General features: G+C 59.5%; 16 protein-coding genes. 9 read left to right on the forward strand and 7 right to left on the reverse strand.

Annotated elements, in window-relative coordinates; all coding sequences use genetic code 11:
- Nucleotides 1-57 precede the first annotated feature (57 nt).
- Both HU731_RS12870 and HU731_RS12875 read left to right on the forward strand, forming a co-directional pair.
- Nucleotides 58-1,470 (forward strand): peptidoglycan DD-metalloendopeptidase family protein, encoded by a 1,413-nt coding sequence (locus tag HU731_RS12870; protein WP_186607804.1) that lies wholly within the window; start codon nt 58-60, stop codon nt 1,468-1,470.
- A gap of 3 nt (nt 1,471-1,473) precedes the next feature.
- On the forward strand, nt 1,474-2,565 hold the full coding sequence (locus HU731_RS12875; RefSeq protein WP_186607803.1) for an anhydro-N-acetylmuramic acid kinase: 1,092 nt from the start codon (nt 1,474-1,476) through the stop codon (nt 2,563-2,565).
- Nucleotides 2,566-2,630: 65 nt separating this feature from the next.
- Here HU731_RS12875 and erpA read toward each other — a convergent pair whose 3' ends face one another.
- Nucleotides 2,631-2,981 (reverse strand): iron-sulfur cluster insertion protein ErpA, encoded by a 351-nt coding sequence (erpA, locus tag HU731_RS12880; RefSeq protein ID WP_003176443.1) that lies wholly within the window; start codon nt 2,979-2,981, stop codon nt 2,631-2,633.
- A gap of 165 nt (nt 2,982-3,146) precedes the next feature.
- The gene (gene argC, locus HU731_RS12885; protein ID WP_032895063.1) at nt 3,147-4,181 is read right to left on the reverse strand and encodes an N-acetyl-gamma-glutamyl-phosphate reductase; all 1,035 of its coding nucleotides are present in this window, start codon (nt 4,179-4,181) and stop codon (nt 3,147-3,149) included.
- 134 nt (nt 4,182-4,315) lie between these two features.
- On the opposite strand from argC, the gene hemJ reads away from it, so the two are divergent.
- The 6 genes from hemJ (at nt 4,316) to coq7 (ending at nt 8,722) form a co-directional block, all read left to right on the forward strand.
- A complete protein-coding gene (gene hemJ, locus HU731_RS12890; RefSeq protein ID WP_056784039.1) occupies nt 4,316-4,744 on the forward strand; it encodes a protoporphyrinogen oxidase HemJ in 429 nt (142 codons plus the stop codon).
- Nucleotides 4,745-4,768: 24 nt separating this feature from the next.
- Nucleotides 4,769-5,731 carry an NAD(P)H-dependent flavin oxidoreductase gene (locus HU731_RS12895; protein WP_186607802.1) on the forward strand — a complete coding sequence of 321 codons (963 nt, stop codon included), beginning with the start codon at nt 4,769-4,771 and terminating at the stop codon, nt 5,729-5,731.
- A gap of 68 nt (nt 5,732-5,799) precedes the next feature.
- Nucleotides 5,800-6,756, forward strand: coding sequence for a DUF805 domain-containing protein (locus HU731_RS12900; protein ID WP_186607801.1), 957 nt, complete (start codon nt 5,800-5,802; stop codon nt 6,754-6,756).
- Between the two features lie 61 nt (nt 6,757-6,817).
- The gene (locus tag HU731_RS12905) at nt 6,818-7,606 is read left to right on the forward strand and encodes an SDR family NAD(P)-dependent oxidoreductase (RefSeq protein ID WP_003194680.1); all 789 of its coding nucleotides are present in this window, start codon (nt 6,818-6,820) and stop codon (nt 7,604-7,606) included.
- A 44-nt stretch (nt 7,607-7,650) separates the two neighbouring features.
- A complete protein-coding gene (locus HU731_RS12910; protein ID WP_003194682.1) occupies nt 7,651-7,989 on the forward strand; it encodes a histidine triad nucleotide-binding protein in 339 nt (112 codons plus the stop codon).
- An 85-nt stretch (nt 7,990-8,074) separates the two neighbouring features.
- On the forward strand, nt 8,075-8,722 hold the full coding sequence (gene coq7 / locus HU731_RS12915) for a 2-polyprenyl-3-methyl-6-methoxy-1,4-benzoquinone monooxygenase (protein WP_003194684.1): 648 nt from the start codon (nt 8,075-8,077) through the stop codon (nt 8,720-8,722).
- A 47-nt stretch (nt 8,723-8,769) separates the two neighbouring features.
- Here the strand turns inward: coq7 and HU731_RS12920 are convergent, their stop codons facing one another.
- Nucleotides 8,770-9,192: an OsmC family protein gene (locus HU731_RS12920; RefSeq protein ID WP_003194686.1), complete on the reverse strand. Its 423-nt coding sequence runs from the start codon at nt 9,190-9,192 to the stop codon at nt 8,770-8,772.
- A 246-nt stretch (nt 9,193-9,438) separates the two neighbouring features.
- On the opposite strand from HU731_RS12920, the gene crp reads away from it, so the two are divergent.
- On the forward strand, nt 9,439-10,083 hold the full coding sequence (gene crp / locus HU731_RS12925) for a cAMP-activated global transcriptional regulator CRP (RefSeq protein ID WP_044269426.1): 645 nt from the start codon (nt 9,439-9,441) through the stop codon (nt 10,081-10,083).
- Here crp and HU731_RS12930 read toward each other — a convergent pair.
- The 4 genes from HU731_RS12930 to HU731_RS12945 form a co-directional block, all read right to left on the reverse strand.
- On the reverse strand, nt 10,080-10,775 hold the full coding sequence (locus HU731_RS12930; RefSeq protein ID WP_186607800.1) for a lipoate--protein ligase family protein: 696 nt from the start codon (nt 10,773-10,775) through the stop codon (nt 10,080-10,082). The genes crp and HU731_RS12930 overlap by 4 nt on opposite strands.
- Before the next feature lie 138 nt (nt 10,776-10,913).
- Nucleotides 10,914-11,750, reverse strand: a complete 837-nt coding sequence (trpC, locus tag HU731_RS12935; RefSeq protein ID WP_186607799.1) for an indole-3-glycerol phosphate synthase TrpC — start codon at nt 11,748-11,750, stop codon at nt 10,914-10,916.
- A complete protein-coding gene (gene trpD / locus HU731_RS12940; RefSeq protein ID WP_003194694.1) occupies nt 11,747-12,796 on the reverse strand; it encodes an anthranilate phosphoribosyltransferase in 1,050 nt (349 codons plus the stop codon). Before trpD ends, trpC begins: the two co-directional genes overlap by 4 nt.
- Nucleotides 12,797-12,805: 9 nt before the next feature.
- Nucleotides 12,806-13,399: an aminodeoxychorismate/anthranilate synthase component II gene (locus HU731_RS12945; protein ID WP_186607798.1), complete on the reverse strand. Its 594-nt coding sequence runs from the start codon at nt 13,397-13,399 to the stop codon at nt 12,806-12,808.
- Nucleotides 13,400-13,416: the final 17 nt, after the last annotated feature.

Below are 13,416 nucleotides of genomic sequence, written 5' to 3' on the forward strand. Positions count from 1 at the left end.
TTCATCTTCATCATGTCATTCATCTTTTCCATTTCATCTTCAAAGTCAAAATTACCTATGACCACTGAACCGTCTAAAGCGCCGCCGCTTTACCCGAAGACCCACCTGCTCGCCGCAAGTGGTATCGCCGCCCTTCTCAGCCTGGCACTGCTGGTATTCCCTTCCAGTGACGTTGAAGCCAAACGAACATCCCTGAGCCTTGATCTGGAAAGCCCAGTTGAACAACTGACACAAGATCAAGACGCTTCCGACGCTCAACAAGCCACAAACACTGCAACTGAATCACCTTTCGCACAGATCGAAAGCACTCCCGAAGACACCCAGCAAGCCACCCAGGAAGCACCTGCGGCAGCCGCAGCCAAGAATCCCCAGCATCGCGAAGTCATCGTGGGCAAAGGCGACACACTCTCTACCCTGTTCGAAAAGGTCGGGTTGCCAGCCGCCGCTGTAAATGAAGTGCTCGCCAGCGATAAGCAAGCCAAGCAATTCACCCAGCTCAAACGTGGCCAAAAGCTTGAGTTTGAGCTGACGCCAGACGGCCAGTTGAACAACCTGCATACCAGCATCAGCGACCTGGAAAGCATCAGCCTGAGCAAAGGCGCCAAAGGTTTCGCCTTCAATCGAATCACCACCAAACCCGTCATGCGTTCCGCCTACGTACACGGCGTGATCAACAGCTCCCTGTCACAATCGGCCGCGCGTGCGGGCCTTTCGCACAGCATGACCATGGACATGGCCAGCGTATTTGGCTACGACATCGACTTCGCTCAGGACATCCGTCAAGGCGACGAATTCGATGTGATCTACGAGCAGAAAGTAGCCAACGGAAAAGTAGTCGGCACTGGCAACATTCTGTCTGCACGCTTCACCAACCGCGGCAAAACCTACACTGCCGTGCGCTACACCAACAAACAAGGCAACAGCAGCTATTACACGGCTGATGGCAACAGCATGCGCAAGGCCTTCATCCGTACCCCCGTGGACTTTGCCCGTATTAGCTCGCGTTTCTCCATGGGCCGCAAGCATCCAATTCTGAACAAAATTCGCGCACACAAGGGCGTCGACTATGCCGCGCCGCGTGGCACGCCAATCAAGGCGGCTGGCGATGGCAAGGTCTTGTTGGCGGGGCGCCGTGGCGGTTATGGCAATACGGTGATCATCCAGCACGGCAACACTTACCGCACGCTGTACGGCCACATGCAAGGGTTCGCCAAGGGCGTCAAGACTGGCGGCAACGTGAAACAGGGCCAAGTGATCGGTTACATCGGTACCACCGGCCTCTCCACCGGCCCGCACTTGCACTACGAGTTCCAGGTCAACGGCGTACACGTCGACCCATTGGGCCAGAAGCTGCCGATGGCCGACCCGATTGCCAAGGCCGAACGCGCGCGCTTCATGCAGCAGAGCCAGCCGCTGATGGCACGGATGGATCAAGAGCGCTCCACCTTGCTGGCTTCGGCGAAGCGTTAAGGTATGCCGCTCTATATCGGTGTGATGTCCGGGACCAGCCTCGACGGCCTGGATATCGCCCTTATCGAACAAGGTGCGGCGATCAATCTGATCGCCACCCGCTACATCCCGATGCCTGACGCCTTGCGCACAGAACTGCTGAGCCTATGCGCCAGCGGCCCGGATGAAATCGCCCGCTCGGCAATCGCCCAGCAACAATGGGTCACGCTCGCCGCCCAAGGCATCCACGCCTTGCTGGATCAACAGAACCTCAAGCCTCAGGACATTCGGGCGATTGGTAGCCATGGCCAGACGATTCGCCATGAACCCGCCCGAGGTTTCACCGTTCAGATTGGCAACCCTGCCCTCCTCACCGAGCTGACAGGCATCACCGTCGTCAGCGACTTCCGCAGCCGCGATGTCGCTGCCGGCGGCCAAGGCGCCCCATTGGTTCCAGCCTTTCATGAAGCTTTGTTCGGCGAACAGACGGGCAATCGCGCGGTATTGAATGTCGGCGGGTTCAGCAACCTCAGCCTGATCGAGACGGGCAAGCCTGTCGCCGGTTTCGACTGCGGCCCGGGGAACGTGCTGCTCGATGCCTGGATTCACCTGCAGCGCGGCGAACACTTTGATCGGGACGGGCAATGGGCGGCCAGCGGAAAGGTCCAGCCCCAGCTACTCAATACGCTTCTCAGCGATCCGTTCTTCATGACCACAGGCCCGAAAAGCACGGGCCGAGAGGTATTCAACCTGGCCTGGCTGCAGCAGCACCTTGGCCGTTTGCCCACCTTTGAACCCCAAGACGTCCAGGCCACCCTGCTGGAGCTGACGGCCCTGACCATCGTCGAGTCCTTGCAAAGCGCCCAGACTGACACAACAACCTTGCTGATCTGCGGCGGCGGCGCCCATAACGGCGCACTGATGAGCCGGCTGACCGCGCTACTGCCTTCCACCCATGTCAGCACTACAGCGGCCTACGGCGTAGATCCTGACTGGGTAGAAGCAATGGCCTTCGCCTGGCTGGCCCATTGCAGCCTTGAAGGCATTGCCGCCAATCGTCCCAGCGTCACTGGCGCACGTGGGCTTCGAGTGCTTGGCGCGATCTACCCCGCCTGAACCCCAGACAGCAAAACGCCGCTTGGCCCGTAAAAGCCAAGCGGCGTTTTTGTATCTGCTACCGATCAGATCGAGAACGAAGACCCGCAACCACACGTCGTGGTGGCATTAGGGTTCTTGATCACGAAACGCGAGCCTTCCAGACCTTCCTGGTAATCCACCTCGGCACCTGCCAGGTATTGGAAGCTCATCGGATCCACGACCAGGCTCACACCCTCGCGTTCAACGATAGTGTCGTCATCGGCCACATCTTCATCGAAGGTAAAACCGTACTGAAACCCTGAACAACCGCCGCCCGTAACGAATACGCGCAGCTTCAAGCGATCATTACCCTCTTCATCGACCAGGCTCTTCACCTTGTGCGCAGCACCGTGGGTGAATTGCAAAGCCGTGGGGGTGAAGGATTCAACGCTCATGCTGATAATCTCCCGGCGTAGCGCCGCCATATGCGTAATGGCCGGTATTATCCGCTTCTCCTAGAAAAGCGGTCAACTATTGTTACGGTATATCAATCTGCCCAGCGCCCATTAAAAATGCAAAAGGCCCGATCAACGGGCCTTTTGCACAACGGTAAGTCTGCGTTAAGGCAGCATGCCCGCGTGGGACAGGCCCAACTTCTCGTCCAGGCCGAACAGGATGTTCATGTTCTGCACCGCCTGGCCCGACGCGCCCTTGACCAGGTTGTCGATCACCGACAACACCACCACCAGGTCGCCATCCTGCGGACGATGCACCGCAATACGGCACACGTTGGCGCCACGCACACTGCGCGTTTCCGGATGGCTGCCGGCCGGCATCACATCGACGAACGGCTCACTGGCATAACGTTTTTCAAACAGCGCCTGCAGGTCTACCGAGCGATCAGTGACAGTCGCATACAGCGTGGAGTGAATCCCGCGGATCATCGGCGTCAGGTGCGGCACGAAGGTCAGCCCTACCTCCTGGCCGGCAGCGCGGCGCAGGCCCTGGCGAATTTCCGGCAAGTGACGATGACCTTTTACCGCATAGGCTTTCATGCTTTCCGACGTTTCGGAGTACAGAGAACCGACCGCCGCGCCACGGCCCGCACCACTGACGCCCGACTTGCAGTCGGCGATCAGGCGCGACGCATCCGCCAAGCCAGCTTCCAGCAATGGCAGGAAGCCCAATTGCGTGGCTGTTGGATAGCAACCCGGCACCGCAATCAGGCGTGCTTGCTTGATCTGCTCGCGATTGACTTCCGGCAGGCCGTAGACTGCCTCTTCCAACAGCTGCGGCGCACCATGGGGTTGGCCGTACCACTTGGCCCACTCATCGGCGTCTTGCAGGCGGAAGTCTGCCGACAAGTCGATAACCTTGGTACCCGCCGCCAACAGCTCACCGGCCAACGCATGGGCTACACCGTGAGGCGTGGCGAAGAACACCACGTCGCAGGCACCCAGGGTCTTGGTGTCCGGCACACTGAACGCCAGGCCGTCATAGTGGCCTCGCAGGTTCGGGTACATATCGGCCACGGCCAGCCCGGCTTCGGATCGGGAAGTGATGACCACCACCTCAGCTTGCGGATGCTGAGCCAACAGACGCAGCAATTCGACACCGGTGTAACCCGTGCCGCCGACGATACCGACCTTGACCATAAACCTGCCCTCAACGAACCCACTGGAAAGCCGTCGATAATAGGGGCCGTATCGTCCTGCGACAACCGTCAACGTGACGTACGGGCGCATGAGCCACTACTATCTTCGCTACCGTGAACCTGGGAATAACTAAAATGCTCTATCTATGGGTCAAAGCCTTCCATATCGTCAGCATCGTCTGCTGGTTTGCCGGGCTGTTCTACCTGCCGCGCCTGTTCGTCTACCACGCCCAAAGTGAAGACACCGTCAGCAAGGAGCGCTTCAGCGTCATGGAGCGCAAGTTGTACCGGGGCATCATGGGCCCGGCGATGGTTGCCACACTGGTCTTCGGCATCTGGATGCTGGCCCTCAACCCCGGCATTTTCCAGTCGGGCGCCTGGATCCACGCCAAGCTGACCCTGGTCGTCCTGCTGATTGGCTACCATCACATGTGCGGCGCACAGGTAAAGCGCTTCGCCCGTGGCGAAAACACCCGCAGCCATGTCTTTTATCGCTGGTTCAATGAAGTCCCGGTTCTGATATTGCTGGCTATCGTAATTTTGGTCGTGGTCAAACCGTTCTAACTTCAATTACTCGGGGAACCTCCAATGTCGCTGCCCGCTCTGCTGGAACAACGTCTGCGCCTGCCCGTGGTGGCCGCGCCGATGTTTCTGATCTCCAATCCGCAACTGGTCCTGGCCTGCTGTCGCAACGGGGTAGTCGGGAGTTTCCCGGCGCTCAACCAACGCGAAAGCAGTGGTTTCAAGGCCTGGCTGGAAGAAATCGAAGCGGGCTTGGCTCAGTTGGACAACCCTGCGCCCTATGCGGTGAACCTGATCGTGCACAACAGCAACCCGCGGCTGGAGGCCGACCTGGCGATCTGTGTCGAGCACAAGGTGCCCATCGTCATCACCAGCCTCGGTGCGGTAAAGGAATTGGTAGATGCCGTTCACAGCTACGGCGGCCTGGTATTTCATGACGTCACTACCCGACGCCATGCCGAGAAAGCCGCTGAAGCGGGTGTCGATGGCCTGATTGCCGTAGCCGCTGGTGCGGGTGGCCACGCTGGCACCTGGAGCCCCTTTTCACTGATTGCCGAAATTCGCCAGTTCTTCGACAAAACCCTACTGCTGGCGGGCTGCCTTAACCATGGGCACGAAATCCTCGCCGCCCAGGTGCTGGGGGCAGACCTCGCTTATTTCGGTACGCGCTTTATCGGCACCACCGAAAGCCAGGCACCGGATGCCTATAAGGAGATGCTGCTCACATCGCGCGCCGCCGACATCGTGCACACTCCTGCTGTCTCCGGCGTACCTGCAAGCTTCATGCGCCAGAGCCTGGAAAATGCCGGTTTTGACCTTGCTGCGCTTCAAGGCAAGGGTGAAGTCAATTTCGGTTCCAAGCTCAAGCCATTGAGCGATGAGGCCAAAGCGTGGAAAACTGTATGGTCTGCCGGCCAAGGCGTCGGTGAGATCAATGATGTGCCCAGTGTGGATGAACTCGTCGCGCGCCTGGATGCCGAATACCGCAAAGCACGCGAGCATGCCGCGCAACTGCGCTGGCCACGCTGACCCACTGCCTGGCCTGCCAATTGGACAGGCCTGCATACTCCCCCTGATTAAGTGACAAGGATGCCCGCATGAGCGACAGCCGTTTCAAGATTGTGTTTGACGGAGCCTTGCGCCCAGGTGTCGAAAGCACCACCGCCAAGCTGAACCTCGCCGAGTTATTCAAAAGCGATGTTGAAGCGATCGAAAAGCTCTTCACCGGTCGCCCCGTCGCGCTCAAGCGCGACCTGTCCCACTCCGACGCGCAAACCTACCTCACGGCGCTGCACAATGCCGGGGTCGACGCTCGCATCGAAGCCGAACAACCCGTGGCATTCAGCCTGGCAGAAACCCACGAGACGAACTCGTCAACCACTGACCGCGCCGCCGCGTCACCTTATGCACCGCCACGCGCCGCTGTTGGCGATGACCTGCCGGAGTTCGCCACCCTCAAGGTGTTCACCATCCACGGGCGCATCGGACGCCTACGCTACCTTGCCTGGACGCTGGCGCTGACCGTCGCGATGTTGGTGGCCGCGGGCATCATCAGTACGGTGGGCTTCGCGGTGGCGACAGCCTCGCCAACCATCGCCATCATTATTGGCTCACTGCTGGGTTTCGCGCTGTTTGTGGCACTGGTAGTGGTGAGCGTGCAAATCGGCGTGCAGCGCCTGCATGACCTGGGCTGGTCTGGCTGGCTTTACCTGCTCAACCTGGTTCCGCTGGTCAACAGTGTTTTCCCTCTGCTGTTGCTGGTATTACCAGGCAACACGGGCGCCAACCAATACGGCGCGCCACCACCACGCAACTCCACGGCGGTGAAAATCCTGGCCTCGCTGTGGCTGGCGTTCATTCCCTTGATGCTCATCATCGTCGTCACCCTGGGCATGAACGGCTACCTGGACCAGCTTGAAGCCAACATGGACAGCAGCTACGAAAGCAGCTCCATCACCTCCGATGCAGACGCCGATCAAAGCGTTATCGTTGATGAAGCCGCAGCGCAAAGTGCTGACGACGCAGCCGAACCTGTAGACTCTCCAGAACAGTGAAGAAACGCCCGCCGCCTGTGACGCACTGTCATGGGCCGGTGGCGTTGCGATGGAGAAAGGCATGACCCGTTACGCTCTGATCACCGGCGCCTCCAGCGGCATCGGCCTGGCATTGGCCGAAGCCCTCGCTCGGCGCGGCCGTAGCTTGATTCTGGTGGCCCGCCAGCGTGATCAGTTGGAAAGCATTGCATTGGAATTGACCCAACGCTTCGGCGTCGAGGTGCTGTTTCGCGCCTGTGACTTGGGCGAGCCGCTGCGCTTGTCCGGCTTTTTGCTGGAACTCGAAGAGGGTGAGCGGCAGATCGACCTGCTGGTCAACTGCGCCGGCATCGGCACCAGCGGGCCGTTCCTGGCCCAGGACTGGATGACCGAGCAGGACCTCATCGAAGTCAACATCCTGGCCCTGACCCGCATGTGCCACGCACTGGGCAATGCCATGGCCCTGCATGGCGGCGGGCAAATCCTCAATGTGGCCTCGGTCGCAGCCTTCCAGCCTGGGCCGTGGATGAGCAGCTACTACGCCAGCAAAGCCTACGTGCTGCACTTTTCCGAAGGGTTGCGCGAAGAGTTGAAGACCTGTGGCATCAAGGTCTCAGTGTTGTGCCCTGGCCCGACGCGCACCGCATTCTTCGGCACCGCGCAGATGGATACGGCGAAACTCGACCGCAGCCAACAACTGATGAGCCCGGAAGAAGTCGCGCTCTACACCGTGCGTGCCTTGGAAAAGAACAAAGCCATCATCATTCCCGGGCGCCGCAACCGTTGGCTGACGTTCAGCCCACGCCTGAGCCCGCGCTGGCTGACCCGCAAAATTGCCGGCGCCATCAACAAGGCCTATTGCCCACGCTGATGCCCTGCGTACACTCACCTCACTTTCACAATGGAGATACAGCTGTGGATACTCTGTTCACCAAGATCATCAACAGAGAAATACCGGCGAAGATCATCTATGAAGATGACCAAGTCCTGGCTTTTCACGATATCGCCCCACAGGCGCCAGTGCATTTTCTGGTTATCCCGAAAAAGCCCATTCGTACCCTCAATGACCTGACCGAGGACGATAAGGCGCTGGCCGGCCATATCCTGTTCACTGCCCAACGCCTGGCCGTGGAACAAGGCTGCGAAAAAGGCTTTCGCGTGGTGATGAACTGCAATGAAGACGGCGGGCAAACCGTTTATCACATCCATATGCACGTGCTCGGTCAGCGCCAGATGAACTGGCCACCGGGCTGAGTGCACAAGGGCAAATTGACTCAGCACAAACGCTGGACGCTCTCTTGCGGTAAACTGGCCGCCGAGATTCTTCCCGGAGGTCAGCATGACTACCCAACGTCACTACTCGCCGATTGACCGTCTGTTGCTGCAAGCCGACATGGCCATGCGCACCCTGCTGCCGTTCAGCGGCCAACCTTACCGTCCATCGCCCGCCATCGTGCAGCCGGATGTACAGCTGAGCGAGACCGATACCCGTCACGTCGCTGGCCTGATGCGCATCAACCATACCGGTGAAGTCTGTGCCCAGGCGCTGTACCAGGGCCAGGCGCTGACCGCCAAGTTGCCACAGGTACGCACGGCAATGGAGCATGCGGCCGAGGAAGAGATCGACCACCTGGCCTGGTGCGAACAACGCATCCGCCAGTTGGGCAGCCATCCCAGCGTGCTCAACCCACTGTTTTATGGCTTGTCGTTTGGTATCGGCGCGGCTGCCGGGCTGATCAGCGACAAAGTCAGCCTGGGGTTTGTGGCCGCGACAGAACATCAGGTGTGCAAGCACCTGGATGAACACCTGGAGCAACTGCCGGCCGAAGACGAAAAGTCCCGGGCCATTCTTGAGCAGATGCGTATCGACGAAGAACACCATGCAGAAAGCGCGCTGGATGCGGGAGGCTTCCGCTTTCCAGCCCCGGTACGGTTCGGCATGAGCCTGTTGGCCAAGGTCATGACCAAAAGCACCTATCGAATCTGAACCGAAAAAAAGGGCGCCCGAAGCGCCCTTTCTTTTGCCTGCTGCAATCAACCCAACTCGATGATTTCGTAGTCGTGGGTAATGACCACGCCCGCCGCCCCCAGCATGATCGACGCTGAGCAGTATTTCTCGGCAGACAACTCGATGGCACGCTTGACCTGGGCTTCTTTCAACGCCCGGCCCTTGACCACGAAATGCATATGGATCTTGGTAAAAACCTTCGGGTCTTCAGTGGCGCGCTCGGCTTCCAGGAAGGCTTCGCAGCTTTCCACGGCCTGACGCGACTTCTTCAAGATGCTGACCACATCGAAGTTGCTGCAACCGCCCACACCCAGCAGCAACATTTCCATCGGGCGTACACCCAGGTTACGCCCGCCGGCTTCCGGCGGACCGTCCATGACCACCACGTGGCCGCTGCCCGACTCACCGAGGAACATGGCTTCGCCCGCCCATTGGATGCGTGCCTTCATCGCCCAGACTCCACTGCTAAAAAAGGGTCGCCAGCTTAGCACAGGGCCTTGAAACAACAGCGCCCTGCATAAATTCGATAAATGACAGCGTTTGCCCGGTAAATTGGCTAATCGTGACAGAAGGTGTCTGGTAAGCTGGCGCCAAATGAATGGCGCATTGCCATGACTTGTACAGCGTCTATCAATGCGATGCCGCTGGATAAAAACAACGCCAACTACACCGCGCAGTCTTTTCGGGATACAACCATGGTTGCTCTTACTCCCACACCCAAGATCAAGAACCTCGACAAGCTGCTGTTGCATTGCCAGCGCCGGCGTCATCCGGCCAAGCACAACATCATCTGCGCCGGCGAGCGTTCAGAAACCCTGTTCTTCATTATCAAGGGCTCGGTCACCATCCTGATCGAGGATGAAGATGGCCGTGAGATGATCATTGCCTACCTCAACACCGGGGATTTCTTCGGGGAGCTGGGCCTGTTTGAACAAGCAGGCAAAGAGCAGGAACGCAGCGCTTGGGTAAGGGCCAAAGTTGAGTGCGAAGTGGCCGAGATCAGCTATTCGAAATTTCGCGAACTGGCCCAGCATGATCCGGACATCTTGTACGCCCTGAGCGGACAGATCGCCCAGCGACTGCGCGACACCACGCGCAAAGTCGGCGATCTGGCGTTCTTCGATGTCACCGGTCGCGTCGCTCGCTGCCTGCTGGAGCTATGCAAGCAACCCGACGCCATGACCCATCCCGACGGCATGCAGATCAAAGTCACGCGCCAGGAGATCGGACGTATTGTCGGGTGTTCACGGGAAATGGTCGGCCGCGTGCTCAAGGACCTGGAAGAACGCAACCTGGTGCACGTCAAAGGCAAGACGATGGTGGTGTTCGGTACCCGTTAAACCGGCAGGAAGCCAGCCAGCATCTGACGGTACAACGTGTCGAGCCGACGGATCGCATCCGGCGCCGTAAACGCTTCGTGCAGTGCGATATGGCTATCGGCGCGAACCCGCTGCTCCAAACCGCAGGCTTGATTGAAGCGATTGACCGCCGCAATCAATTGCTCACGATCATTCTCCAGCAACATTGCGCCATGCACCAACCCGACCGGGCGGCCACCGCTTTGTCGCCAACGCTGGGCAGTGCCCACCATTTTGCGGCCATTGAGGTTGACGTTGTAACGACCGTCGCAAAAGGCACCGTCAATTTCGCCGACGGACGCATCGCCGCCCAACTCGATCAACAGATCACAGATCGGTTGGCACAAGCGCTGATAGCCGGTTTCGATACGCCCTTGGTCGCCTTCACTGCGCGGCGGGGCATAGACCAGGGCGATATTGACCGTGGCGCCGGACTGCGGCACCGGCTCACCGCCGGTTTCACGCAGCAACACCGGCCAACCCGCATCGGCCGAGACCTGGCTCGCCGCCTCGAATGCCGGCAACCGGCTCAAACGGCGCGGCATGACCAGCGCTTGGTCACTGGGCTGCCAGAACAGCAATCCGAACGCCTGCTCACCCGCGCAAACGGCTGCCAATAGGTCTTGCTCGGCGCCAAGGCCTGCTTCGACAGTCATGATCACGGGCTGGAGCATCGAACACCTACCTACCTGAATAAACACAACACCAATGTGTGGCTTGCCTGCGATGGCGGTGTATCAGCTATACAGAGGTTGGCTGACCCGCCGCTATCGCAGGCAAGCCAGCTCCTACAGTTCCGAGCGTATTTCAAATCAGTCTAGTGTCGAACCGCTGATCGTCGTACCGCGCTCCGGGAAGAACAAGCGCTGCAATTCCGCCCCTGGGTTCTCGGCGCGCATAAACGTCTCGCCCACCAGGAACGAGTACACGCCACTGATTTCCATCAGTTCCACATCGGCGCGGTTGACGATGCCACTCTCGGTAATCACCAGACGATCGCGAGGGATACGCGGCAGCAGGTCGAGGGTGGTTTCAAGGCTGACGTCGAAGGTATGCAGGTTACGGTTGTTGACGCCCACCAACGGTGTGTCGAGAGTCTTCAATGCGCGCTCCAACTCGTCGCCGTCGTGCACTTCGACCAGCACGTCTAGACCGACGCTTTTGGCCACGGCCGCCAGCTCGGCCATCTTCACGTCATCCAATGCGGAGACAATCAGCAACACGCAGTCGGCACCCAAGGCTCGGGCTTCGACGATCTGGTACGGGTCGACCATGAAATCCTTGCGGATCACCGGCAACTTGCACGCGGCGCGCGCCTGTTGCAGAAACAGGTCGGAACCTTGGAAGTAGTCGATATCCGTCAGTACGGACAGGCAAGTCGCCCCACCCTTCTCATAACTGGCGGCGATCTCGGCGGGTACAAAGTTCTCGCGAATCACCCCTTTGCTCGGCGAGGCTTTCTTGACCTCGGCGATCACGGCCGGCTGCTTGAGCTTGGCCTGGGCGATCAAGGCATTGGCAAAGCCGCGTGGCGCATCGGCGGTTTTCGCCTGCGCTTCCAACTCGGCCAGGCTCACACGGGCGCGGCGCTCGGCCACTTCTTCAGCCTTGCGGGCCAGGATCTTTTCCAGAACGGTTGGCACACTCATCCTTCATTCTCCATCTTGAATACGGCGGTGAATGCTCCCAGCTCTTCGAGCTTCTCACGAGCCAGGCCGGTGTGCAGCGCATCGTGGGCCAAGGCAACACCTTCCTTGAGACTATAGGCATGGTCGGCGGCATAAAGGGCTGCGCCAGCATTGAGCACAATCATTTCCGCAGCTTTCTGACCGTTTTCGGTCTTGCGACGCCCCAGGGCATCACGAATCAGCTCCAGTGAAGCCGCCGGGCTTTCCACCGCCAGGCCGTGCAGGCTCTGGCTTTTCATCCCCAGGTCTTCGGGCTCGACCCAATATTCGGTGACCTCGTCGTTCTTGAGCTCCGCCACGAAGGTCGGCGCCGCCAGGCTGAATTCGTCGAGGCCATCCTTGGAATGCACCACCAGCACATGCTTGCTGCCCAGGCGTTGCAAGACTTCGGCCAGCGGCCGGCACAGCGCCTGGCTGAATACACCCACCACCTGGTGCTTCACACCGGCCGGATTCGTAAGCGGGCCGAGCATGTTGAACAGGGTACGCAGGCCAAGGTCCTTGCGCGGGCCGGCAGCGTGTTTCATTGCGCCGTGATGGGACTGGGCAAACATGAAGCCAATGCCAACGCTGTCAATGCAGCGCGCTACTTGCACCGGCGTGAGGTTCAGGTAAATACCGGCCGCTTCCAGCAAGTCGGCACTGCCGCTCTTGCCAGACACTGCCCGGTTACCGTGCTTGGCGACGGTGCAACCAGCGGCGGCCACCACGAAGGATGAGGCGGTCGACACGTTGAAAATATTCGCACCGTCACCGCCGGTGCCCACTACATCGACGACGCCGTCGAGGGTCTTGAGTTCGACCTTGTCCGCCAGCTCACGCATCACCGACACCGCACCGACGATTTCGTCGATGCTTTCGCTCTTCATGCGCATCGCCATCATAAAAGCGCCGATCTGGGCGTCGGTGCATTGACCGGTCATGATCTCGCGCATCACATCGCTCATTTCCGCGGTGCTCAGGTCCAGATGGCCGACGATACGGCTCAGGGCAGTCTTGATATCCATGAAAAGTCCTTAGCGCGTGCCGCCGCTCTGCTTGAGAAAGTTGGCGAACAGCTCGTAGCCCTGCTCGGTCAGGATTGATTCAGGGTGAAATTGCACCCCTTCGATGTTCAGTGTCTTGTGACGCAGGCCCATGATCTCGTCGACCGAGCCGTCTTCCAGCTGGGTCCAGGCGGTCAGTTCCAGGCATTCAGGCAAGGTTTCACGCTTGACCACCAGTGAGTGGTAACGGGTCACGGTCACCGGCAGGTTCAGGCCATGGAACACACCCAGGTCGCGATGGAACACCGGGCTGGTCTTGCCGTGCATCACCTCGCGCGCGCGCACCACATCACCGCCAAACGCCTGGCCGATGGACTGGTGCCCCAGGCAGACGCCCAGGATCGGCAGCTTGCCGGCGAAATACTGGATGGCTTCCAGAGAGACGCCCGCCTCGGTCGGCGTGCATGGGCCAGGTGAGACGACGATGCGCTCAGGGTTCAACGCGGCGATTTCGGCAACGGTGAGTTCATCGTTGCGCACCACCTTGACCTCGGCACCCAGTTCGCCCAGGTACTGCACAACGTTGTAGGTAAAGGAGTCGTAGTTATCAATCATCAGCAACATGTGGGTTCAAACCTCTT

Origin of the sequence: Pseudomonas salmasensis (assembly GCF_014268375.2) — a bacterium.
Classification (GTDB): domain Bacteria; phylum Pseudomonadota; class Gammaproteobacteria; order Pseudomonadales; family Pseudomonadaceae; genus Aquipseudomonas; species Aquipseudomonas salmasensis.